We start from the raw sequence: 23838 nt of genomic DNA, 5'->3' as shown, positions 1-23838 counted from the left end.
CCCCTCGTGCGGAGGGTCAGCAGTCGTGGTCGACCAGATCGAAGGAGGCGTAGTGGTCGGCGGTGTAGTAGTCCTCCTCCACCTGGTCACCGGTGACGATCCGGCGGGCGCCGCGGGTGTCGGAGCCGGGCGTGATGACCGTGTACTCGTGGTAGTAGCCGGTGGACTGGCCGGGCAGCAGGCCCTCGCGGTTCTGGAAGACGGTGCCGTCCTGCTCAAACGGGAACGGTCCGCCCTGCTCGATGAGATCCAGGGTGTCGTGCGCCTGGGACGGCAGGGCGGAATAGCAGATGCTGCCCACCGCGGCTGCCCGGAAGGCGGATGCGGAGTGGGTGGTGGGGGCGGCGGCCGGGGTGGCCGCCTGGGCCGTGACCGGGCCCGTGGCGAGGAGGGCGACGGACAGGAGGGCGGCCGAGCCGCCGAGCCGAGTGATGCGTGGGGGGATGCGCATGCCACCATGATGACGCGCGTAGAAGTCGGGTAGTCAACGTCAACTCAGGGGTATTCGCGGGACGTTAACCGGAGCTGCGCCTATGTGGTGATGGCGTGCGCGGGTGGGATGTTCCGTGCGCCCCTCGCCGCTCCCGACCGTTCACCTATTGATGAGTCGACAAGCGTGACCGTGTACGTACAGGGGCATGCATCCCGTGAGGCTGTTCGACGGGCGGCCGGATCAGAGGAGGTCGGTTCACTGTGCGGGCGGGGGAAATGGCGAAGCGTCAGAGAAGGACCGCGGTCATCGAGGGGCGTGGCCCCCGGGGCCGGAGACCGGGCGAGGCACCACCGCCGACCCGGATGCGCCGCAGGGTGGGCCACACCGAACGGTCGGCGGTGGGCGAAGTGCGCCGGGAGCTGAGGGAGTTCCTCCGGGACAGCTCCGACGAGGAGCGGACCGAGGCGGCGGAGCTGCTGGTGAGCGAGCTGGTGACCAACGCTCTCATCCACACCCGGCACGGGGCCGTGGTCACGGCCACGGCGACGCCGGCCCGACTGCGGGTGGAGGTCCAGGACTTCGCCTCGGAGGATCTGCCCGCGCCGTACGTACCGAACGCCGACGACGGTACGCACGGCAGGGGGCTGATCCTGGTCCGGAGCCTGGCCGACGCCTGGGGCGTGGAGGCACAGGCCCTGGGCAAGGTCGTCTGGTTCGAGCTGCACGGCGGAAGGCGCTGAGGGGCCCTCCGCCGCGCGGCGCTCTCAGCCGAACTGCTGCTCCAGATCCTTCAGTTTCTGTTCCAGCGAGTCGAGCCGGGGGAGTGTCTGGGTGTCGTCCTCGGCGGTGAGGTCGACGGTCCTCGGGTCACTTCCCTGGCTCGAAGCGTCCGGGCTCTTCGAGCTCGAACCGTCCGCCTGCTTCGGGCCGACGGCTTGCAGGGATGGCCGGGGTCGCAGAGGCAGCTGACCCGGCTCTGCTATGGCGGGCTCCGCGACGGCCGGCGCCGCGCCGCCCGAGGCGAGGGCGGGCACATCAACCTGCCGGTCGCCCCGTCCACCGCGTCCCCAGACCCGGTTCTGCCGGTTCAGGGCCTTGATGCGGGCCCGGTCCAGCTTCTCCTGGTCGCGTCGGCGGAGCCGGTCCTGCTCACGCTCCCTGCGATCCTCCCGCACCTCGTCCACCGCCTCGTCCAGGGTGCGGACGCCCTCCAGGAGCATCAGCGACCAGGCGCCGAAGGTCTCCCTGGGCGCCCGCAGCCAGCGGACGATCCGGATCTGCGGCAACGGACGGGGCACCAGGCCCTGTTCGCGCAGCGCGGCGCGGCGGGTCTGCTTCAGCGCGCGGTCGAAGAGCACCGCGGCCGAGAGGGACATCCCCGCGAAGAAGTGCGGTGCGCCCGCGTGGTCCATGCCCCGGGGGGCGTGCACCCAGTTGAACCAGGCGGCGGCCCCGGCGAAGGTCCACACCAGCAGCCGGGAGCCGAGCGCCGCGTCTCCGTGGCTCGCCTCCCGTACGGCCAGCACGGAACAGAACATCGCGGCCCCGTCCAGCCCGAACGGGACCAGATACTCCCAGCCTCCGGTGAGGTTCAGGTTCTGCCGGCCGAAGCCGACGAGCCCGTGGAAGGAGAGCGCGGCGGCGACCGCCGCGCAGCAGAACAGCAGGACGTAACTGGCGGTGGCGTACAGCGCTTCCTTGCGTCTGCGGCGCTCCTCGCTGCGTTCCCAGGAGTCGTCGGCCGCGGCCTTGCCGGCGGCACGCTTGCCGCGTGCGACCACCGTCACCGCCGCCATGACTCCCACGAGCAGTACGGCGCCCGGAAGCAGCCAGTCAAGCGATATGTCGGTCAGTCTCATGCGCGGTCCCTTGCGTCACGTAGGGCGTTTCGTGCGCCATCGTGACGGAATTCCCGTGCCGCTCCGGTGGTTTCGGGACAAGAGCACGCCATGGGGGTGGGAGAGGCTATCGATGGGTGGAATCTTCTCGAACGGCCGCTCGGTCGAGCCGGGTCGCGTTCGATTCCACGTCATCCGGACGGGCGGTGTGGACCAGGAAGCTGGGCTACGGGACAGCGCTGAGCTTCCGCACCCGGTCCGCGTCGCAGGTACGCGGACAGGTCACACAGGTGTCCTCGGGGCGCAGCGTGTAGAAGAGGCAGCAGCTCGCCCGGTCCCGGGTCGGCAGCGACCGGCCGTCGGGTCCGGTCAGCTCGCGGAAGCCCGCGGTGCCGACGTACGGCTTCGTCGTACCGGGGAGCAGCAGCTCCAGCTCGGCCATGGCGCGGCGCTCCTCGCCCAGCAGATGCGCGACGTACCAGAGGCCCTCGACGATCTCGTCGGTCGCCATCCCCCACAGCGCCCGCTTCCCGCGCCGCATGCGCGGCCCGAAGCCCTCCAGCACCGGACCGAGGTGCTCGGTCAGGGAGGTCAGGACCTCGGCCCGCAGCGCCGCCTCGTCCGCGACGACCCGGGCCCCGGGCAGAGTGGCGGCCGGGTCGTCCGGCAGGCAGGCGAATTCCCGGACCCGCACGGTCAGATGCCCCAGCGCCCGCTGGAAGGCCACGTCCTCGACCGGGATCCGTGGCACCCGACGCTGCAGGAACCAGGGCACCGTCACCAGCAGACAGGCGGGCCAGGCGTACCGGTGCAGACCGAAGCTCGCCACCACGTCCGGACGGCCCTGCTGACCGTAGTCGCGCAGTACTTGGGCGTTGTCCCAGGCGAGGAAGGCGTCCACGGCGTGACCGCCGGCGGCCAGCTCCGCCGCACCGACCCAGCCAGCTCCGGACGGGGCCACGGCGTCACCGTCGAGCACGTCGGCCCGCAGACCGGGGAACACCTCGGTCAGGCGGGTGTACGCGGCGGTCACGGGGGACGTCGCGGTGCGGGTGAACGGCGGAGAGAGGGTCATGCAGGGGACCACCGAATCGGGATCGTTTGCAGGTAAGGCTTACCTTACCCGATGCCATCGATGTTTGAACCGCAGCCTCCTGCCTCTATCGTGCACAGGAGGTCCGGCGCACGCGAGTCGGCCCGAGGCAGGCGGAGGAGGTCCGGGTGGAGCAGGCCAGCGCGCGCGAGAGCGCACGTCCGGCGTACGCCCTGGGAGCGTTCCCGCGCACTGCGGCGGAAGGCCGGATGCCGGAGTGCCGGGTGCCGGAACAGGCCCGGGGCGAGCGGACCGGCTGCGAGCGGGCCGACGGGCGCCCGGCCGAGGGCGACCAGGCCGCCCGGGGCGAGCACACCCACAGCGAGCCTCCCGCGCCGCGCGCCGTCGTCCAGCGCCACTCCGTCCGCGGCCAGATCCTGGACGCCCTGCGCGCCGCCCTCGTCGACGGTGAGCTGGTGCCCGGCCAGGTGTACTCCGCCCCCGCGCTCGGCGCCCGCTTCGGGGTCTCCGCCACGCCGGTGCGCGAGGCCATGCAGCGGCTGGCCGTCGAGGGAGCCGTCGAGGTCGTGCCGAACCGCGGCTTCCGGGTCAGCGAACGCGGCCCCCGCGAACTGGCCGAACTGGCCGAGGTGCGGGCGCTGATCGAGGTCCCGGTGATGCTGAGCCTGGCCCGTACGGTCCCGGCGCACCGCTGGAGCGGCCTGCGCCCGCTGGCGGAGGCCACGGTCACGGCGGCGGCCGAGGGCGACCGGGCCGCCTACGCCGAGTCGGACCGGGCCTTCCACCGCGCGGTCCTCATGCTGTCGGGCAACGAGCAGCTCGTGACCGTCGCCGACGAACTGCACCGGCGCTCCCAGTGGCCGCTGGTGTCGGGCCCCGCCACCCGCCGCGCCGACCTGTTGGCCGACGCCTCCGAGCACACCGCCCTGCTCGACGCCCTCGTCTCCCAGGACCTCGCCGTCGTCCAGGCCCTGGTCCGCGAACACTTCGCCGGCGCCGACGGCTGACCGGGGCGGTGTCCGCGGACCCCAGGGGGCTTCGGACGCCCCTGCCTCAGCTCGCCTCGGCGGTGCGCGGGGCCGGGGGGCCGAGGTAGGGGGCCAGCCAGGTGGGCACACCGCCCAGCAGCCGGAACAGCCGACCGGCCTCGGCCCGCAGCCGCGCCGCCTCCGGCTCCTCCTCCGTCTCCGCGAGGGAGATCAGCGCCGGGGCCGTACCGACCAGGAACCCCAGCTCCTCCCGGATCCGCAGCGACTCCGCGAAGCCGTGCCGGGCCTCGGCCAGCTCCCCCTCACGCAGGGCGAGCGCCGCCAGATGCCGCCAGGTGGACGAGAGGAGCAACTCGTCGCCCCGGTTGGCCGCACCGGCGTGCGCCCGGCGGAACGCGGCGCGCGCCGACTGCGGCGACTCCGCGATGTTCTGGGCGATCAGCCCGCGCCGGAAGTCCAGCAGCGGCCGGGCCGGGGACGCGGGCGCCAGCAGCGCCGCCGACCGGCTCAGCGCCACGCTCGCCTCGTCGGCCCGGTCCCGTACCGCCAGGAGGGTCGAGGCGTACGCCAGATGGCCCCGCTCGGAGGCGGCGGACCCGCGCTCGTCGTCGCTGCGGGCGATGGCCTCCGCCGTGCGCAGGGCGTCCTCTGCGTCGGTCCAGCCCTGTCCGGTGTAGAGACACCGCTCGGTCAGCAGCGCGGTGCGCTGGAGAGCGGCGGCCGGTTCGGTGCTCGCGTCGTGCTCCAGCAGTGCGGCCGCGTCCGTCCAGCAGGCGCGTGAGCGCAGCCGCCATACCGCGGTCTGGAGCGGAGGATCGTCATCTGCTGTCGTTCCGGAACCAGACATGGCGGTATGCGCCACATTGCCCTCCCCGAGCGCGCCATTGTGCTGTTGGGTACGGCGCATCTCAGCACGGATTGGCACGCCGGGCCAAGGGGTCCGGGCAATGTCAGGTGAAAGATTTCACAATCGGCCGGAGTGCGACGGGGCCCCGCCGGGCCCCGTGCGCGGCCCGAAGATCAGCTCATGCGCAGGGCGAGGAAGAAGTCGAGCTTGTCCTCCAGGCGCGAAAGGTCACGCCCCGTCAACTGCTCGATCCGCCCGACGCGATACCGCAACGTGTTGACGTGCAGGTGCAGCCGGGCCGCGCAGCGGGTCCAGGACCCGTCGCAGTCCAGGAAGGCCTCCAGCGTCTCGATCAGCTCCGCCCGGTGGCGCCGGTCGTAGTCGCGCAGCGGGTCCAGCAGCCGGGCGGTGAAGGCGCGCCGGACGTCGTCGGGGACGAACGGCAGCAGCAGTACGTGCGAGGCCAGTTCGTGGTGCCCGGCCGCGCAGACCCGTCCCGGACGGGCCGCGGCCACCCGGCGGGCGTGCCGGGCCTCCTCCAGCGCGCCGCGCAGACCTTCGGCGGAATGAACGGCCGCGCTGACACCCAGTGTCAGCCGGCCGTCGTCGGCGAGTCCCGCGGAGAGCGGTTCGCGCACGGAGGCGAGCAGCGCGTCGGCGTGCAGCCCGGGATCCGCGTCGAGGGCGTCGGCGTCCTCGACGCCCGCCCGCGCGGCATCGCTCGAAGCGCCCTCCCCGGACTCCGCGGCCACGGTGGTGAGCGCGGGCAGCGGCACCAGGGCGATGGCCTCCTCGCCCGTGTGGGCGACGGCGATCCGGTCGGCCGAGTCGGGGCCGCTGACCGCCGGGTCGACGAGGATCTCCTCCAACAGCGCCTGGGCCACCGGACCGCTCGCGATGTCGCCCACGGCGGCCCCCTGGCCCGCGGCGCTCCAGTCGACCCGGGCCACCACCACCTGCCACTGCGGGGCCACGCCGAGGCCGGGCAGCAGGACCGGCGCGGCGACCCGCAGCCTGGCCGCGATCTCGGCGGGGGCGGCGCCCGCCTGGACCAGCTCCAGGACCTCCTGGGCGAGCCTGCGGCGTACGGTACGGGCCGCGTCGCGGCGGTCGCGCTCGACCGCGATCAGCTGGGTGACGCCCTGGAGCAGGTCCAGCCGGGCGGCGGGCCAGTCCGAGGCGTCGGCCTCGACCGCCAGCAGCCAGTCGGAGAGCACCGACTCCCGTACGTCGCGGGCCGCCGGCACCGCACCCCGGCCGGTGTTCCGGATCGGGAAGAGCGAATACGTCGTGCCCGCGACCGCCGCCCGGTGCGGGCCTCGGCGGCCGGTACGGGTCGCGGCCAGGTGGTGCCCGGCCAGCGCCGCGCCCAGCGGTCCGGGCAGCGGGGTGCCCGCCCCGGCGATCTGGCGGCCGGTGGGGGAGAGCACCCAGGCCCGTAGGTCCAGATCGGAGGTGAGGAGGTCCAGGACCACCTCGGGGCCGCCGCCCGCCGGACCCGAGGTCATCAGCCGTCGGTGCCGGTCCACCACGGCTGCCAGATCGCCCGCTCGCTCGCCGGAGACCTGACGGACGACGTACTCGGTGATCGTTGCGAAAGCAACGGTCTCATTCACGGCGAAGAGCGGGAGGCGGTGCTGCCTGCACGCCTCGACCAGATCGCCGGGGATATCGCCGAGCTCCGCCTCGCCGGCCGCGAGACCGGCCACCCCCGCGCCCGCCAGGATCCGGACGAACGGTTCGGAGTCCGCCGCGTCCCGGCGCCAGGCGAGGCCCGTGAGCACCAGCTCCCCGCCGGAGAGGTAGCGGCTGGGATCGCGCAGGTCGGTCGTCATGACGCCCCGGACCGAGCGGTCCAGCTCGTCCTCGCCGCCGAGCAGCCGCAGGCCCAGCGCGTCGTTCTCCAGCAGTGCGCGCAGCCGCATCTCGTCGCCGCCGATCTTTCCGTAGGGGAGCAGGTGAAGTTCGTGAAGGAGCAGGTGGGGGTGGAAGCGGGTGAAGGAGGTCGTGGGGTGGGGGAGCCGTGAGGGATACGGGTATCTGTTGATTGCGGCGAGGTTACTGATTCCCGCCATTCGTTCGAATCTACAAGACGAGGACGGACACCAGCCAACTCCTTCAGTGTTTCGGTGACTGCACCGGTAGGAGCAGGGCTTGTGTACTGGGCCACACACCACGTGAACACCACATGAACGAGCCAGTCGAGGGCCGGCCGCCCCCAGCCCCGGCGAACGACCCGATTGAGAAGAAGAGAGCCACTCATGGACTTCCTTCGCCCCGCCAGCTGGGAGGAGGCGCTCGCCGCCAAGGCCGAGCACCCCACCGCTGTGCCCATCGCGGGCGGCACCGATGTGATGGTCGAGATCAACTTCGACCACCGGCGGCCCGAGTACCTCCTGGACCTGAACCGCATCGGTGAGCTGTCCGAGTGGGAGGTGGGCCAGGAGAGCGTGCGGCTCGGCGCCTCCGTGCCGTACAGCAGCATCATGGAGCACCTGCGCACCGAGCTGCCCGGCCTGGCGCTGGCCTCGCACACCGTCGCCTCCCCGCAGATCCGCAACCGCGGCGGCGTCGGCGGCAACCTCGGCACCGCCTCGCCGGCCGGGGACGCCCACCCGGCCCTGCTCGCGGCCGACTGCGAGGTCGAAGCCGAATCCGTACGCGGAACGCGGCTGATTCCCATCGACGCCTTCTACACAGGGGTCAAGCGCAACGCCCTGGCGCCGGACGAGCTGATCCGCGCCGTGCACATCAGGAAGGCCGACGGACCCCAGCAGTACTCCAAGGTGGGCACCCGCAACGCCATGGTCATCGCCGTCTGCGCGTTCGGTATCGCCCTGCACCCCGAGACCCGCACCGTGCGCACCGGCATCGGCTCGGCCGCCCCGACCCCGGTCCGGGCCAAGGAGGCCGAGGAGTTCCTGAACGCCGCTCTCGAAGAGGGCGGGTTCTGGGAGAACGGCAAGATCATCACCCCCGCGATCGCCAAGCAGTTCGCCGCCCTCGCGTCCGGCGCCTGCAACCCGATCGACGACGTGCGCGGCACGGCGAAGTACCGCAGGCACGCGGTCGGCATCATGGCCCGCCGCACGCTCGGCTGGGCCTGGGAGCAGTACCGCGGCGCGGGCCGCACGCTGGAAGGAGCTGCGTAACCATGCGAGTCAATTTCACGGTCAACGGCCGTCAGCAGGAAGCCGACGATGTGTGGGAGGGCGAGTCCCTCCTGTACGTCCTGCGTGAGCGCATGGGCCTGCCCGGCTCCAAGAACGCCTGCGAGCAGGGCGAGTGCGGATCCTGCACCGTTCGCCTCGACGGCGTCCCGGTCTGCGCGTGCCTCGTCGCCGCCGGCCAGGTCCAGGACCGCGAGGTCGTCACCGTCGAGGGCCTGGCCGACTACGCCAAGCACCGCGAGGACGCCCACCCCGGCGGCGGCTGCGCCTCCGGCGCCTGCGGCACCACCCTGGACGCCGCCAAGCGCTGGCAGTCCAAGCCCACCGACGGCCAGACCGGCGAGGCCGTCGGACTCTCCCCGATCCAGCAGGCGTTCATCGACGCCGGAGCCGTCCAGTGCGGCTTCTGCACCCCCGGCCTGCTGGTCGCGGCCGACGAGCTGCTGGAGAACACCCCCTCGCCGTCCGACCAGGACATCCGTGAGGCGCTCTCCGGCAACCTGTGCCGCTGCACGGGTTACGAGAAGATCCTCGACGCGGTCCGCCTCGCGGCCGCCCGTCAGGAAGAGGCGGTCCAGTCATGACGACGCCCCCCGAAGCCACGACGCGCCCCGAGGCCACGGTGCCCAGGGCCCAGACCGTACCGGCCGGCACCCCCACCAAGATCACCCAGGGTTCGCCCACCAAGGGCGGCATCGGCGAGTCCACGCTCCGCCCCGACGGCACCCTCAAGGTCACCGGCGAGTTCGCGTACTCCTCCGACATGTGGCACGAGGACATGCTGTGGGGCCAGACGCTGCGCTCCACCGTCGCGCACGCCGAGATCGTCTCCATCGACACCTCCGAGGCGCTCGCCACGTCCGGCGTCTACGCGGTGCTGACCTACGACGACCTGCCCGCCGAGATGAAGAACTACGGCCTGGAGATCCAGGACACCCCGGTTCTCGCCCACGGCAAGGTCCGCCACCACGGTGAGCCGGTCGCCATCGTGGCCGCCGACCACCCGGAGACCGCGCGCCGCGCCGCCGCCAAGATCAAGATCGAGTACCGCGAGCTGCCGCTCGTCACCGACGAGGCCTCGGCGACCGCTCCCGACGCCGTGCTCGTGCACGAGGGCCGCGACGACCACCACATCGGTCACGTCCCGCACCCCAACATCGTGCACCGTCAGCCGATCATCCGCGGCGACGCCGACGAGGCGGCGAAGCGGGCCGACGTCATCGTCACCGGCGACTACACCTTCGGCATGCAGGACCAGGCCTTCCTCGGCCCCGAGTCCGGCCTCGCGGTGCCCTCCGAGGACGGCGGCGTCGAGCTGTACGTCGCCACCCAGTGGCTGCACTCGGACCTCGGCCAGATCGCCCCCGTCCTCGGCCTGCCCGAGGACAAGGTCCGCATGACGCTCTCCGGCGTCGGCGGGGCCTTCGGCGGCCGCGAGGACATCTCGATGCAGATCCACGCCTGCCTGCTGGCCCTCCGCACCGGCAAGCCCGTCAAGATCGTCTACAACCGGTTCGAGTCCTTCTTCGGACACGTCCACCGGCACCCGGCGAAGCTCCACTACGAGCACGGCGCCACCAAGGACGGCAAGCTCACGCACATGAAGTGCCGCATCGTCCTGGACGGCGGGGCCTACGCCTCCGCCTCCCCGGCGGTCGTCGGCAACGCCTCCTCGCTCTCGGTCGGCCCGTACGTCATCGAGGACGTCGACATCGAGGCGATCGCGCTCTACACCAACAACCCGCCCTGCGGGGCGATGCGCGGCTTCGGCGCGGTCCAGGCGTGCTTCGCGTACGAGGCGCAGATGGACAAGCTGGCGGCCAAGCTGGACATGGACCCGGTGGAGTTCCGGCAGCTCAACGCCATGGAGCAGGGAACCCTGCTGCCCACCGGCCAGCCCTGCGACTCGCCGGCCCCGGTCGCCGAACTGCTGCGCCGGGTCAAGTCCCGGCCGCTGCCGCCCGAGCAGCAGTGGCTGGCGGCGGGCAGCGAGGGCACCTCCGTGGACGTCCGCGCGCTGCCCGGCGGGCTCTCCAACACCACCCACGGCGAAGGCGTCGTGCGGGGTGTCGGTTACGCGGTCGGCCTGAAGAACGTCGGCTTCTCCGAGGGCTTCGACGACTACTCCACCGCCCGTGTGCGGATGGAGGTCATCAACGGCGAACCGGTCGCCACCGTGCACACCGCGATGGCCGAGGTCGGCCAGGGCGGCGTCACCGTCCACGCCCAGATCGCCCGCACCGAACTCGGTGTCAACCAGGTCACCATCCACCCGGCCGACACCCGCGTCGGCTCCGCCGGATCCACCTCGGCCTCCCGCCAGACGTACGTCACCGGCGGCGCGGTCAAGAACTCCTGCGAAGCCGTACGGGAGAAGGTCCTGGAGCTGGGCCGCACCAAGTTCGGCACCTACCACCCGGCCTGGGCCACCGCCGAACTCCTCCTGGAGGGCGGCAAGGTCGTCACCGACGGCGGTGAAGTGCTCGCCGACGTGGCCGATGTGCTGGAGGACGAGGCGATCGACATCGAGCTGGAGTGGCGCCACCGGCCCACCGAGGCGTTCGACCTGCGCACCGGACAGGGCAACGGCCACGTCCAGTACTCCTTCGCCGCGCACCGCGCGGTCGTCGAGGTCGACACCGAACTGGGCCTGGTCAAGGTCATCGAACTGGCCTGCGCCCAGGACGTCGGCAAGGCGCTCAACCCGCTCTCCGTCCTCGGCCAGATCCAGGGCGGCACCCTCCAGGGCATGGGGGTCGCCGTGATGGAGGAGATCATCGTCGACCCGAAGACCGCGAAGGTGCGTAACCCGTCCTTCACGGACTACCTCCTGCCCACCATCCTCGACACGCCGACCATCCCCGTCGACGTGCTCGAACTCGCCGACGAGAACGCCCCGTACGGGCTCCGCGGCATCGGCGAGGCCCCCACCCTGTCGTCCACCCCGGCCGTCCTCGCGGCGATCCGGAACGCGACGGGTCTTGAGCTCAACAGGACACCGGTGCGGCCCGAACACCTCACCAGCACCTGAGAGCCTGCCGGGCGACCTCCCACCGGTCGTCGCCCGGCAGCTCCGAGCGGTCCCCCCCCGAACTCTCCGGGCGGTGCGCAGCGCCGAGAACGTCACACTTTTCCGCACCCCGCACCGTCCGGAGACACCAAGTACCGCACCGCTCGCGGTTCTTCGCCGTGCCGAGCGCACGGCACCGCCTCACGGACCATCCGTGCCGCCGGCACATCCGTTCTGCTTCAACAGTCCGTCCCGGCCGTCCCCGGGTCGTGCAGCCGACGCAGTCATCCCAAATCCCGCATTCAGGAATCTCCAAGCGGGTGCCCCTGTGAACCTTGGGAGTCAGGCATCATGACCCAGCAGTCAGTGGAACCGAAGACCAGCGCGGAGGCAGCGGGCCCCGGCTCGCGCGTCCCCGCCGGAAGATCATGGCTCGACCGGTACTTCCACATATCCGAACGAGGATCCACGGTCGCGCGTGAGCTGCGCGGCGGCGTCACGACCTTCATGGCCATGGCGTACATCCTTCTGCTCAACCCGCTGATCCTGGGCGGGGAGGACGTCAACGGCAACCTCCTCAGCCAGCCCGGCCTGATCACCGCGACCGCCTTCGCGGCGGCCGCGACGACCCTGCTCATGGGCTTCGTCGGCAAGGTGCCCCTGGCGCTCGCCGCCGGGCTCAGCGTCTCCGGTGTGCTCGCGTCGCAGGTCGCGCCCAACATGACCTGGCCACAGGCCATGGGCATGTGTGTGATCTACGGTGTGGTGATCTGCCTCCTGGTGGTCACCGGCCTCCGCGAGCTGATCATGAACGCGATCCCGCTCGCGCTCAAGCACGGCATCACCATGGGCATCGGGCTCTTCATCGCCCTCATCGGCCTCTACAAGGCCGGATTCGTCCACCAGGGCGTGGCGACCCCGGTCTCGCTGGGCCCGGCCGGTGAACTCGCCGGCTGGCCCGTCCTGATCTTCTGCGTGACGCTTCTGCTCATCTTCATGCTCCAGGCGCGCAACATCCCCGGCGCGATCCTCATCGGCATCGCCGTCGGTACCGTGGTCGCGATCATCATCAACGCGATCGTCGACATCGACCCCAAGACGTGGAGCAGCGGCCCGCCGGAGCTGGAGGGCAGCGCGGTCTCCACCCCCGACTTCTCGCTCTTCGGGAACGTCGAGTTCGGCGGCTGGGGAGACGTCGGTGTGATGACGGTCGGCATGATCGTCTTCACCCTGGTGCTGGCAGGCTTCTTCGACGCGATGGCCACCATCATCGGCGTCGGCACCGAGGCCAAGCTCGCCGACGACAAGGGCCGCATGCCGGGCCTGTCCAAGGCGCTGTTCATCGACGGCGCCGGCGGCGTCATCGGCGGTGTCGCCTCGGGCTCCGGCCAGACGGTCTTCGTCGAATCGGCCACCGGAGTCGGCGAAGGGGCCCGGACCGGGCTCGCCTCCGCCGTCACCGGGCTCTTCTTCGCCGCCTGCCTCTTCTTCACCCCGCTCACCGCGATCGTGCCGACCGAGGTGGCCTCCGCCGCCCTCGTCGTCATCGGCGCGATGATGATGCAGAACGCCCGGCACGTGGACTGGAGCGACCGCTCGGTCGCCATCCCCGTCTTCCTGACCGTGGTCCTGATGCCCTTCACGTACACCATCACCACCGGTGTCGCCGCGGGTGTCATCGCGTACAGCGCCATCAAGCTCGCCCAGGGCCGGGCCCGCGAGGTCGGGGCCTTCATGTGGGGGCTGACGGTGATCTTCATCGTCTTCTTCGCCCTCAACCCGATCGAGAGCTGGCTGGGCGTCCACTGACGCCCGGGCCCCCTTCCCCGCTTAAGGAGATACGCCATGCTGGACATCGCCGAAGAGCTGCACCGGTGGGTCTCGCAGGGACGCGAGTTCGCCGTCGCCACCGTTGTGGCGGTCGGCGGCAGCGCGCCCCGGCAGCCCGGTGCCGCCCTCGCCGTCGACCGCGACGGCACGGCCATCGGTTCGGTGTCCGGCGGATGCGTGGAGGGGGCCGTCTACGAACTGTGCCAACAGGCCCTGGACGACGGGAAGTCCGTCCGCGAGCGCTTCGGCTACAGCGACGAGGACGCCTTCGCGGTCGGTCTGACCTGCGGCGGCGTCATCGACATCCTGGTGACACCGGTACGGACGGACGACCTCGCCCGCCCGGTGTTCGCCGCCGCGCTCGCGGCTGCCGCGCAGGGGACGGCGGCCGCGCTGGCGCGGGTCACGGACGGACCCGGGGAACTGCTCGGACTCCCGCTCCTGGTCCGCGCCGACGGCAGTCACGAGGGCGGGCTCGGCGGCCATCCGGCGCTCGACCGGACCGCCGCCGCCGAGGCCCGCGCCCTGCTGGACGCGGGCCGCACCGGGCCGCTCGCCATCGGCGCGGAGGGCTCGCGCTGCGGTCGGCCGATCGAGCTGCTGGTCGAGTCCAGCGTTCCGCCGCCCCGCATGATCGTGTTCGGCGCCATCGACTTCGCCGCCGCGCTGGTCCGCGCCGGGAAGTTCCTCGGCTACCGGGTCACCGTCTGCGACGCCCGCCCGGTCTTCGCCACCGCGGCACGCTTCCCCGAGGCCGACGAGATCGTCGTCGACTGGCCCCACCGCTACCTCGCCGAAACCGCGACCGACGCGCGTACGGTGCTCTGCGTCCTCACCCACGACGCCAAGTTCGACATCCCGCTGCTGGAGGCCGCCCTGCGCCTCCCGGTCGCCTACGTCGGCGCGATGGGCTCCCGCCGCACCCACCTGGACCGCGACGAGCGGCTGCGCGAGGTCGGCCTCACCGACCGTGAACTGGCCCGGCTGCACTCGCCGATCGGCCTCGACCTCGGCGCCCGTACGCCGGAGGAGACGGCCCTGTCCATCGCCGCCGAGATCGTCGCGGTCCGGCGCGGCGGCAGCGGCGTACCGCTCACCGGGGCCCATACCCCCATCCATCACGACAGCAGCGGCCAGCCGCTCGCCTCGGTGGCCTGAAGCGCCCGTCAACGCCCCGCCCACCTCGGGCGGGTTACCGCCACGGCGGTTTTCCGCCCGCCCGAAACGCAGCGGTCACCCCGGATTTGCCGGTAGATCAGCTGCATGACTTCTTCCCCCTCCTCCGTTCCCGGCCGGGCGAGATCCGCTCGCCCAGGACGCAGAGCCCTGCTCCTGGCGACCTCTGCGGCCCTGCTGGGCGGCATGCTGGTCCCCTTCGCGGGCACCGCCGGCGCCGCCCCCGCACCCCGCGACGGGACCCCGCGTTCCGACGTACGCACCGAGAGCCACACCGTCACCCTGATCACCGGTGACGTCGTGCGCTACGTGGACGGCCCCGGCGCCCAGGACACCGTCACCGTGGACCGCCCCGACGGCGCGAGCGGCGGCGTCCGCATCCAGCAGGCGGGCGAGGACGTGTACGTCCTGCCCGACGAGGCCACCACGCTGATCACGGCGGGCACTTTGGACCGACGGCTGTTCAACGTCTCGGCCCTGGTGCGGATGGGATACGACGACGAGGGCACCGGCTCCGTCCCGCTCATCGCCACCTACCCGCCCGCACGCGCCAAGGCCCTGCCCACCGCCCCACGCGGCGTCCGCACCCTCGAATCCGTCAACGGGGCCGCGCTCACGGCCGACAAGGACGACGCGCGGACGTTCTGGAACGCCATCACCCGTTCGGACAAGGCCCGTTCACTCGACGGCGGGATCGCGAAGCTCTGGCTGGACGGCCGCTCCGAGGCGCTGCTGACCGAGTCGGTGCCGCAGGTGGGCGCCCCGCAGGCCTGGGCCGCCGGCTTCGACGGCAAGGGCGCCAAGGTCGCCGTCCTGGACACCGGCATCGACGCCGACCACCCGGACGTCGAGGACCGCGTCGTCGGCGCCCGCAGCTTCGTCCCGGGCGAGGAGGTCGACGACAAGAACGGCCACGGCACGCACGTCGCCTCCACCATCGCCGGATCCGGCGCCGCCTCCGAGGGCGCCAACAAGGGCGTCGCCCCGGCCGCCGACCTGCTCGTCGGCAAGGTCCTCAGCGACGAGGGCTCCGGCGCGGACTCCGGGATCATCGAGGCCATGGAGTGGGCCAAGGCCGAAGGCGCCGACGTCGTCTCCATGAGCCTCGGCTCCCCGGTACCCGACGACGGCACCGACCCGATGTCCCAGGCCGTGAACGCCCTCTCGGCGGACGGCGGGCCGCTCTTCGTGATCGCCGCGGGCAACGCGTACGGGGCGGGCACCATCGGCTCACCCGGCTCCGCCGAGCAGGCGCTCACCATCGCCGCCGTCGACAAGCAGGACGGCCGCGCCGACTTCTCCTCGATGGGCCCGCTGGTCCGCTCGCACGGCCTGAAGCCCGACCTGTCGGCCCCCGGCGTCGACATCAACGCCGCGGCCTCGCAGTCGATCCCCGGCATCGAGGGCATGTACCAGTCGATGTCCGGCACCTCGATGGCCACTCCCCATGTGGCGGGAGCCGCGGCGATCCTGAAGCAGCGTCACCCCGACTGGTCCGGTCAGCGCATCAAGGACGCGCTGATGACCTCGTCCAAGAAGCTCGACGCGTACACCCCGTACGAGCAGGGCACCGGCCGGCTCGACGTGAAGGCGGCGATCGACACGACGATCGAGGCCACCGGCTCGGTCCAGGTCGCCTCCTACGACTGGCCGCACAGCCCGTCCGACCCGGTCGCCGAACGCACCATCACCTACCGCAACTCGGGTGACACGGACATCACGCTGAACCTGGCCACCGACACCGACGCGGCGGCGTACACCCTCTCCACCGACACGCTGACCGTCCCGGCCGGCGGCACCGCCGAGGCGGTCCTGTCCCTGGACCCGGCGAAGGCCGCCAACGACACCACCTTCTCCGGCCAGGTCGTCGCCACCGACACCTCGGGCGCCACCGTCGCGCACACCGGCTTCGCGTTCACCAAGGAGAGGGAGCTGCACGACCTGACGCTCAAGCTCCGCGACCGGTCGGGCAAGCCGATGGACGGCCTCGTCGTCCTCGCCGAGCTGGGCGACCCGCAGCTCGGCCTCGTCCAGGTCAGCGGCGGCGAGACCACCCTGCGCCTGCCGCCCGGCAACTACACCACCTGGGCCTCCGTGGACATCGACGGCGACCGCCCCGACTCCAAGGCCGTCGCGTTCCTCGCGGCCCCCGAGACGATCCTGACCGGCGCCACCACCGTCACCCTCGACGCCTCCAAGGCCCGCAAGATCGACGTGCGCACCCCCAAGGAGACCGAGACCCGCCAGCTCCGCTACGACATGGCGCGCACCGCCCCGGACGGCACCGTCCAGCGCGACGCGTACCAGATACCGCCCGTCTACGACCAGCTGTGGGCGAGCCCCACCAAGAAGGTCACGCAGGGCGGTTTCAGCTTCCTGACCCGCTGGCGACAGGGCGAGGAGCTGATCGACGTCGAGGCGGACGGCCGCGACGTGCCGGTCTTCGTCCAGGGTGGCTCGCCGGTCGCCGAGGACAGCCGACAGAAGCTCAAGTCGGTGTACGTGGGCAACGGTGCTCCGGCGGACTACCGGGGAGTGAACGCGCGCGGCAAGGCCGTCGTCATCACCCGTAGCGCCGACGTCACCCCCGCCGAACGCCTCGCGGCGGCGCTGGCGGCCGGGGCCGAGGCCCTGTTCGTCGTCAACGACGAGCGCGGCGTGGCGATGGAGAGCTACACCCCGTACGGCGAGGAGACCACCATCCCGGTCGCCTCCGTCCAGACCTCCGCGGGCGAGAGCCTGATAAGGGCGGCGCAGCGCGGCAAGAAGGTCCAGGTCGACCAGAAGAAGTTCGCGGACTACCTGTACGACCTGGTGGACCGCCACGACGGCACGATCCCGGACCGCTCGCTGGCGTTCGCCCCCTCGACCCGTCAGCTCGCGAAGGTGGAGAACACCTTCTACGGCCACAAGAAGACGCTCGGCGGCGGCTACCGCTACGACATCCCGGAGTACGGGCCCGGCCTCGGCTTCGAGGAGTACGAGCAGTTCCCGGACGTCCGCACCGAGTGGGTCAACCCGCTGCCGGGCGACTCGTTCTGGTACGAGAACCACTCGGTCCTCAACGCGGACCAGTCCGACCTGGCGCACGAAATGCGCAGCACCGAGCTGGACTACCGCGCGGGTGAGAACTACGGCGCCGAGTGGTTCGCCCCGGTGACGCGTCCCCGTCTCGGCACTGCCTACTGGGGTCCGTTCCGCACGGTGTACAACGACGTCCAGTTCAACATCACCCCGTGGACGGACGCGGGACCCGGCCACGCCGGCTCGATGCCCGACAACGAGTACGACACCACCTCCTTCGCCTTCTACCAGGGCGAGAAGGAACTGAGGAAGGGCGCGGGCCGGGCGAGCTACGTATTCGACCTCCCCACCGAGAAGCTGCCCTACCGCCTGGTCATCGACTCCCGGCGCGACGCGGAGACCTGGAAGACGTCGACCCGTACCCACTCCGAGTGGGGCTTCGTCTCCGGCGCGCTGGACGAGGGCGGCCCGTACCAGGCCGACATCCCGATGCTCCAGCTGGACTACGACGTCGACACCGACCTGGCGGGCGACGTCCGGGCCGGCCGCTCGACGGAGATCGGCCTCGCCTCCGGCACCCAGGAGTGGCTGCCGGGCGCGGTGCAGGCGAACAAGGCCTCGCTGTCGGTCAGTTACGACGACGGCAAGCACTGGTCGAAGGTGGACCTCCGCAAGAGGAAGACCGGCGAGTGGACCGCGAAGTTCCGCACCCCGTCGAAGGGCGCGACGTCGGTCTCTCTCAAGGCGCACGCGGAGGGCCCCGGCGGGCTCGTCGTCGACCAGGAGATCATCCGGGCCTTCGGCCTGAAGTGATCTGACGCACGTGGTCCCGCGCTCCCTCGGGAAGCGCGGGACCACGTGCGTCAGCCTCCGGCCGGCCCGGCGACGGGTGTCCGTCCGAACCGGGCCAGCAGATGCCAGACCCGCTTCAGGTCCTGTGCGTCGTGCCGCCCGGACCGCACCGCGCCGCCGATGATCCGGGCATCCAGCCACCCGTCGACCGCCAGGGCCGAACCGAGGGCGACGAACTCCGGCCCGCGGTAGCCGGGGTGGAGCCGTAGCTCCTCGACGGAGAGCCGGAACCCGGGGTGCCACTCCACGGGGCACGGCAGCAGACGGGCCGCCGCTTCCACCGCTGTCCCCCGGTATGCCGGGTCGAGCACGAGCGCCGCCACGTCCCGGTCCAGCCGGACCGGGGCGTGGAGCTGCGCCTCGATGTAGTCGTCCAGGGCGTCACGGCGGTCCGCCGCCGCCAGCTCGACGAGCCCCGACATCCGGGCCGCGACGCCGAAGCGCACGGGCTCGGCGGCGCTGTCCGGGTAGCAGAAGGTGGCCGAGCCGAGGACGTCCGCCACCAGCCTGAAGTGTGCGGACCCGAAGCGGGGAGCCGCGCCGTAGGGAGAGCGGTGAACGTCCAGCGCCCCGTAGACGGGCCGCTCGGCGGGCCCGGCGCGGTCGTACGCGCCTCCGAAGATCCGGCTCTCCCAGAGCCACCGGTCGCCGCCGGGGTGCGCGGTGAGCCCGCCGTTGCTGGTACCGGTCACGAACTGGGAGACGTACAGACCGTCTTCGCGCAGCCGTTCAAGGATCGGCCGCCCCGCCACCGCCCGGTCGGGGTGCAGGTTCAGGGTGACGCACGGCCCCGCGCCCAGGGGCGCGCCGAAGGCCAGCGAGGTGACATGTTCCCGTGCCCGCATGCGGGAAGAGGTGACCGGGAGACCGATGTTCATCGTGACAGTGTGACCGGACGGCTTCGCGGGAGCACGTGAATACCTCCGCCCCGCCGGTGCGGTTGGATATGCCCATGAGCGTTCACGACGTGGCCCGCAGGCTGCCGGGCATATCCGCCCTCACCGATCTCTGCCGCTCCCTGGCGATGCTCGACGCGATCCTGTGTCCCGAGTGGGACCACCGCTGGCACAGCTACGACGCGCAGTGGTCGCCGACGGAGGCGATGGCCTCGATGCGGGACGGATCGGGCGGGGAGTACTCCGTGGTCTTCTCCGCCGACGGGGCGTACGCGCGCGGCTTCGACCACGAGTCGCCGATGAGCCCGTACGTGGACGACGGCCCCTGGCCCGGGGTGCTCGACGAGGTGCCCGCCGTGTTCCGTCGTTACGTCGACGAGCCCTCGTTCACAGACGAGTTCGGCATGCCCGTCGTCACCGCCTGCCTCTGGCGCGCGAGCGACGACGACCGCTGGCGGGCGGGCGCCGTCGAGTTCCCGGAGGACGGTGAGGACTCCGACGGGGCCGACTGGCTCTTCCAACTCCTCGTCACGGGCACCCCCGAGTCCTACCAGGAGTGGGCCGAGGACCATTTCGAGGTCTCCGTCGACCTCGAAGCCGTACGCCACGTCTATGCGCTGCGACCGCTGACCGACGAGGTGATCGCCGCCCTCGCCCCCGACCGGGTCCCCGCCGAACTGGCCGAGGACGTCAAGGAGATCGGGTATCCGGTCGGCGCGGGGGAGTAGGCCGCGCCCCGGACACCGTGCGCCGCGTGCCGGTGGCGCCGCGGTCGCCGGGGCGCGGCGGGCCGGCGCCTCGGCCGTCGGCAGGCCCGGGCGAGCCCCTCCGGAGCAGGGGAGGGGCCCGCTCGGGCCGCGGCTCACTTCCCGCTCTGCAGGGCCTCCCACGTGGCCGGGCCCACCTTGCCGTCGACCGAGAGCTTCCGGCTGGTCTGGTAGCTGCGTACCGCCGTGTCCGTGGCCGGGCCGAAACTGCCGTCCACGCCGACGGTGGTGCCGAGCGCCGCCGTCAGGGACCGCTGGAGCCGCTTCACCGCGTCGCCCGAACTGCCCCGGGACAGCGCCGGGGTCGTGCCGGCCGACAGCAGGGCCGTCCAGGTCTTCGGGCCGACCGTTCCGTCGGCCTCCAGCGCGCGGGCCCGCTGGAACGCCTGCACCGCGCCCTCGGTGGTGGGCCCGAAGCTGCCGTCCGCCGCGCCCGCCTGGTAACCCTGGGCGTTGAGCAGCGTCTGCACGGCCTTGACCTGCGGGCCGGTGGAGCCGGACTGCTGGGTCGTGTACGTGGGGAAGGTCAGGCCGTCGCCGCCGCTGCCCGGGTCGCCGTCGATCAGCTCCATGTAGTGGTTCCAGTCCCAGTTGGGGCCGGGGTCCGTGTGGTCGGCGCCGGGCGCCTCGCTGTGGCCGATGATGTGCGACCGGTTCTTCGGGATGCCGTACCGCGCCGCGAGGTGCTTGGTGAGGGCGGCGGAGGACTGGTACATCGCTTCCGTGTACCAGGCCGGGTTGTCGACATAGCCCTCGTGCTCGATCCCGACGGACGAGGAGTTGGTGCCGCCGGCGTGCCAGGCGGTGTCCTTCTCCAGGACCGACTGGGTGACCTCACCGTCCGAGGAGCGGATCGTGTAGTGCGCGCTGACCTCCGAGGCCGGGTTCTGGTACCAGCTGATGGAACCGGCGTACGACCCCTGGGTGGTGTGGATGACCACCTTGTCGATGGCGGCCTTGCGGCCGACGACGAAGTTCCCTGAGTACGCGGGCACCCAGCGCGCCGAGGGGTAGTCCGGGCTCGCGGCGTAGACGTCGGACGCCGAAAGCGCACGCTTGTCCGGGGCGACCGGCCGGGAGGGCACGAGGACCTCCTCGCCGCCGGGCGCCGTGGCGGACACGCCCTCGGCGAGGGACGTGAAGACCGCGTCCGCGTAGAGCGCGGCGGCCGGCCCCTCGGCGGCGCTGTAGCGGGCCACCGCCGGATACCAGGAGTTCACGTCCCGGCGCTCGGCGGCGTCCAGGCCCAGCGCGTCGGCGTGGTCGCGCAGGACGGCCGCGCCGCCGAGGATGTTGGCCGTCGTGTCCCGGCGCAGCCGGGCCGCGCTCTCGCCGGTCAGCTCGGAGGCCTTCTCCAGGGAGCGATTGGCCGGGTTGCTCGCCAGATGCATCACGCCGTAGCCGTTCGCCTGACTGGGCGCGCCCGCGTGGCCGTCGAGACGGCTCTCGCCGTAGCCGACGGCGGCCAGCAGATCGCGCGGTACGCCGTACGCGTCCGCCGCTTCGGCGAACGCGCGGTTCATCGGGTCGGGCGTGTCCGCTCGCGGGGCGGCGGTCGCCGGGTGCCCGGTCGCGAGGAGGGCCGTGGCCGTGAGGGCCGCCACGGCACAGGCACAGGCGCGGGCCCGGGTTCGGGCGGCGGTGCGTAGGGGCATGAGGGCTCCTGCTCTGTGGGGGTGGGCGTGGGGGGAAGAGAAAAGCCCTCGGACCCGGGGTGGGCCAGAGGGATGCCGAGCACGGTCAGGCTATCGAGATGGAGTGGGCATGACAAAGAGTCGAAGGAGTGATTCTGCTGGCAACATCCTGCAAAAGCGCGGGAGTTGACTGCCGTGCTAGCCCTGTCGGGTGACGTCGAGCGTCACCCGACAGGGGAGCCGGCGAGGGTTGACGCGGGGCCGGACGCTACCAGCGGTCGCGGTGGATGACGTCCGCCACCGGCCGTCGCCGGACCGGGCCGAAACTGCCCGCGGGCCACCCCACCGGCACGGCGGCGAACGTCGCCATGTCCTCCGGGATGCCCAGCTCCCGCTTCCACTCCTGCTCCAGCATCAGGTGCCAGATGGTGATGTTCGCCGCGAGCCCCAGCCCCCGCGCCGCGAGCAGCAGGTTCTGCACCCCCGGATAGACGCAGGAGCCCTCGGCCAGTGCCTGGAAACGCGTCTGCGTGTCCATCATGTGCTGGGTGCCCGCCGGGCCGAGTGCCCGCGCCGACGCGGCCAGGCCCTCCTCGTCCAGGCGCGGCGCCGGGAAGCGGTAGCACGGCACGATCAGCACCGGGGTGTCGGCGAAGTGGTCGCGCTGATGCTCGATCGCCGCGACCATGCGGCCGTACGCCGCCTCGTCCATGCCCGCGGGGGCGTGCTTCCCGGTCGTCGCCAGATACGCGTCGACGCACCGCTTCCACAGCGGGGCGAGCCGCGCCATCACCTCGCGGTCGGTCACCACCACGTACTCGTAACACTGCATGTTGCCGCCGCTGGGCCCCCAGACGGCGGCCTGGATCAGCTGCTCGACCGTCTCGTCCGGCACCGCGTCCGGCTTGAGGCGGCGCATGGCGCGCATGGTGGACATGGTGTCGAAGAGCGCGGGACCGCCGAGGGCGGACGGGTCGGCCTGAACCGTTTCCATGGTCATGATCGCGGAGTTTAGGCAGGTCCCTCCGCCGGTGTCTCCCCACCCCGCGTGCGAAGGTGCGGCCCGAACCGATTCCCCTTGCGGCGGCGGCAGTTGGCGTCGTATCGTGCCCTTCAATGACTGACCAGTCAGTCATTCGACAGGGGGTCCATGACATGGCCAGAAGAGCCGACCCGGCGGCGCGCCGGGACCTGATCCTGAAGGCCGCGGTGCGGGTCTTCGCCCGGCAGGGATTCGCCGCGACCCGGGTGGACGACGTCGCCGGAGAGGCGGGCGTCGCCAAGGGCAGCGTCTATCTCCACTTCGACAGCCGGGACGCCTTGCTCGCGGCCGCCTTCGAGGAGTACAGAGCCCACTCGCGGGCGGTGATTGAGCAGGCCCGCTCCGGCCCGGGAGACGGACTGGAGCGGCTCGCCCGGCTGGTGCGGTCGGTGCTGGACATGGTCGTGACCGAGCCCGAACTCGCCCGGATCCTCATCGACCTGTGGGCCGCCGGGCGGCAGGGAGCCGCCTCCGGGGTGGACATCTCGGCCGTGTACCGGGAGTACCGCGCGGTGATCGCCGAACTGCTCGCCGACGCCGAGGCCGAGGGGGTCTGCCGCGCCGGGGTGGGCGCGGGGCACGCGGTGGTCGTCGTCGGGGCGATCGAGGGCTGTCTGGTGCAGTGGATCGTCGATCCCACGCTGCCGGTCGCGGAGTTGACGGCGCCTCTCCTCGACGTGTGCGTCGAAGGGCTGCGCCGCGGGGGAGCGGAATGAGGGCCGCGGGGGTCACAGCGGCCCGCCGGCTCGACGCGCTGCTGGTGGCCCCGGACGCCGAGCGGGGCGAGCGGATCATCTGTTACGCGGGGGCGCTCGGCGGCACCGTGCTCGCGACAGCCCTCGCCCTGCGCGCCCCGTACGCGTGGCCGGCGCTGACCGTGATCGCCGTGGTGGCCTTCGATCTGTTCGGTGGCACGGTCGTCAACGCCACCCGGTCCGCCAAGCGCCGGTTCCACCGGCCGGGGCGCTCCCGGCTCCACCACCTCGCCTTCGTGGCCGCCCACGTCCAGCCGTTCGCCCTGGCCCTGCTCGTCCCCGGCTTCGGCTGGATCTCCGCAGGCGTCGTCTACGCCGTCACGCTCGCCGGGGCGGCATGCGTCCTGATCGCCCCCGCGGATCTCCGGCAACCGGTCGCCTTCGCCGTCGCCGCCCTGGCGATCACCGTCGCGACGACCTCGGTGGCCGTCCCCGGCGAGCTGGCCTGGTTCGCCCCCGTCCTGGTGATCAAGCTGCTGCTGGCCCACCTGCTCCCGGAGCGGTGACCCCGGCGCCCGGCA

At 72.1% G+C, this 23838-nt stretch carries 19 protein-coding genes; 11 read left to right on the top strand and 8 right to left on the bottom strand.

Going from position 1 to position 23838, the window contains the following annotated elements; all coding sequences use genetic code 11:
• Positions 1 to 16: 16 nt before the first annotated feature.
• Complete coding sequence (locus ACIQRW_RS07300) at positions 17 to 451, bottom strand: ribonuclease domain-containing protein (protein WP_403755695.1); 435 nt, start codon at positions 449 to 451, stop codon at positions 17 to 19.
• Positions 452 to 807: 356 nt separating this feature from the next.
• On the opposite strand from ACIQRW_RS07300, the gene ACIQRW_RS07295 reads away from it, so the two are divergent.
• Positions 808 to 1173, top strand: a complete 366-nt coding sequence (locus ACIQRW_RS07295; protein ID WP_403756399.1) for an ATP-binding protein — start codon at positions 808 to 810, stop codon at positions 1171 to 1173.
• Positions 1174 to 1197: 24 nt separating this feature from the next.
• Here ACIQRW_RS07295 and ACIQRW_RS07290 read toward each other — a convergent pair whose 3' ends face one another.
• A complete protein-coding gene (locus tag ACIQRW_RS07290; protein WP_403755693.1) occupies positions 1198 to 2292 on the bottom strand; it encodes a DUF2637 domain-containing protein in 1095 nt (364 codons plus the stop codon).
• Positions 2293 to 2497: 205 nt separating this feature from the next.
• Complete coding sequence (locus tag ACIQRW_RS07285; RefSeq protein ID WP_403755690.1) at positions 2498 to 3346, bottom strand: (2Fe-2S)-binding protein; 849 nt, start codon at positions 3344 to 3346, stop codon at positions 2498 to 2500.
• Between the two features lie 146 nt (positions 3347 to 3492).
• Between ACIQRW_RS07285 and ACIQRW_RS07280 the strand changes: the two genes are divergently transcribed.
• On the top strand, positions 3493 to 4332 hold the full coding sequence (locus ACIQRW_RS07280; protein ID WP_403755688.1) for a GntR family transcriptional regulator: 840 nt from the start codon (positions 3493 to 3495) through the stop codon (positions 4330 to 4332).
• A gap of 46 nt (positions 4333 to 4378) precedes the next feature.
• Here the strand turns inward: ACIQRW_RS07280 and ACIQRW_RS07275 are convergent, their stop codons facing one another.
• Positions 4379 to 5161 carry a hypothetical protein gene (locus ACIQRW_RS07275; RefSeq protein ID WP_403755685.1) on the bottom strand — a complete coding sequence of 261 codons (783 nt, stop codon included), beginning with the start codon at positions 5159 to 5161 and terminating at the stop codon, positions 4379 to 4381.
• Positions 5162 to 5334: 173 nt separating this feature from the next.
• Positions 5335 to 7086: a PucR family transcriptional regulator gene (locus ACIQRW_RS07270; RefSeq protein WP_403756397.1), complete on the bottom strand. Its 1752-nt coding sequence runs from the start codon at positions 7084 to 7086 to the stop codon at positions 5335 to 5337.
• 336 nt (positions 7087 to 7422) lie between these two features.
• Between ACIQRW_RS07270 and ACIQRW_RS07265 the strand changes: the two genes are divergently transcribed.
• From ACIQRW_RS07265 to ACIQRW_RS07240, 6 genes are all read left to right on the top strand, one after another.
• Positions 7423 to 8313, top strand: a complete 891-nt coding sequence (locus ACIQRW_RS07265; protein ID WP_403755683.1) for an FAD binding domain-containing protein — start codon at positions 7423 to 7425, stop codon at positions 8311 to 8313.
• A gap of 2 nt (positions 8314 to 8315) precedes the next feature.
• Positions 8316 to 8915 carry a (2Fe-2S)-binding protein gene (locus ACIQRW_RS07260; protein WP_403755680.1) on the top strand — a complete coding sequence of 200 codons (600 nt, stop codon included), beginning with the start codon at positions 8316 to 8318 and terminating at the stop codon, positions 8913 to 8915.
• Positions 8912 to 11362, top strand: coding sequence for a xanthine dehydrogenase family protein molybdopterin-binding subunit (locus tag ACIQRW_RS07255; protein WP_403755678.1), 2451 nt, complete (start codon positions 8912 to 8914; stop codon positions 11360 to 11362). The genes ACIQRW_RS07260 and ACIQRW_RS07255 overlap by 4 nt, the downstream gene beginning before the upstream one ends.
• Positions 11363 to 11692: 330 nt before the next feature.
• Positions 11693 to 13150, top strand: coding sequence for an NCS2 family permease (locus ACIQRW_RS07250; protein ID WP_403755675.1), 1458 nt, complete (start codon positions 11693 to 11695; stop codon positions 13148 to 13150).
• A 36-nt stretch (positions 13151 to 13186) separates the two neighbouring features.
• On the top strand, positions 13187 to 14329 hold the full coding sequence (locus ACIQRW_RS07245) for an XdhC family protein (RefSeq protein ID WP_403755672.1): 1143 nt from the start codon (positions 13187 to 13189) through the stop codon (positions 14327 to 14329).
• A gap of 204 nt (positions 14330 to 14533) precedes the next feature.
• Positions 14534 to 18184 carry a S8 family serine peptidase gene (locus tag ACIQRW_RS07240; RefSeq protein WP_403756394.1) on the top strand — a complete coding sequence of 1217 codons (3651 nt, stop codon included), beginning with the start codon at positions 14534 to 14536 and terminating at the stop codon, positions 18182 to 18184.
• Between the two features lie 50 nt (positions 18185 to 18234).
• Here the strand turns inward: ACIQRW_RS07240 and ACIQRW_RS07235 are convergent, their stop codons facing one another.
• Positions 18235 to 19101: a DUF3626 domain-containing protein gene (locus ACIQRW_RS07235; RefSeq protein WP_403755669.1), complete on the bottom strand. Its 867-nt coding sequence runs from the start codon at positions 19099 to 19101 to the stop codon at positions 18235 to 18237.
• A 74-nt stretch (positions 19102 to 19175) separates the two neighbouring features.
• On the opposite strand from ACIQRW_RS07235, the gene ACIQRW_RS07230 reads away from it, so the two are divergent.
• Entirely contained in the window at positions 19176 to 19847 is a 672-nt protein-coding gene (locus tag ACIQRW_RS07230; protein WP_403755667.1) for a hypothetical protein, read from the top strand.
• Positions 19848 to 19981: 134 nt separating this feature from the next.
• On the opposite strand, the gene ACIQRW_RS07225 is transcribed toward ACIQRW_RS07230, so the two are convergent.
• Both ACIQRW_RS07225 and ACIQRW_RS07220 read right to left on the bottom strand, forming a co-directional pair.
• On the bottom strand, positions 19982 to 21541 hold the full coding sequence (locus ACIQRW_RS07225) for a peptidoglycan-binding protein (RefSeq protein WP_403755665.1): 1560 nt from the start codon (positions 21539 to 21541) through the stop codon (positions 19982 to 19984).
• Between the two features lie 247 nt (positions 21542 to 21788).
• Positions 21789 to 22520, bottom strand: coding sequence for a nitroreductase family protein (locus ACIQRW_RS07220; RefSeq protein WP_403755662.1), 732 nt, complete (start codon positions 22518 to 22520; stop codon positions 21789 to 21791).
• Between the two features lie 155 nt (positions 22521 to 22675).
• On the opposite strand from ACIQRW_RS07220, the gene ACIQRW_RS07215 reads away from it, so the two are divergent.
• Together ACIQRW_RS07215 and ACIQRW_RS07210 are read left to right on the top strand one after the other, a co-directional pair.
• Positions 22676 to 23278, top strand: coding sequence for a TetR family transcriptional regulator (locus tag ACIQRW_RS07215; RefSeq protein ID WP_403755659.1), 603 nt, complete (start codon positions 22676 to 22678; stop codon positions 23276 to 23278).
• Positions 23275 to 23823: a hypothetical protein gene (locus ACIQRW_RS07210; protein ID WP_403755657.1), complete on the top strand. Its 549-nt coding sequence runs from the start codon at positions 23275 to 23277 to the stop codon at positions 23821 to 23823. The genes ACIQRW_RS07215 and ACIQRW_RS07210 overlap by 4 nt, the downstream gene beginning before the upstream one ends.
• The last annotated feature ends 15 nt before the right edge of the window (positions 23824 to 23838 follow it).

Source organism: Streptomyces sp. NPDC091287, from assembly GCF_044768525.1.
In the GTDB taxonomy this organism is placed as follows: domain Bacteria; phylum Actinomycetota; class Actinomycetes; order Streptomycetales; family Streptomycetaceae; genus Streptomyces.
This window is presented reverse-complemented; position numbering and strand designations above follow the sequence as displayed.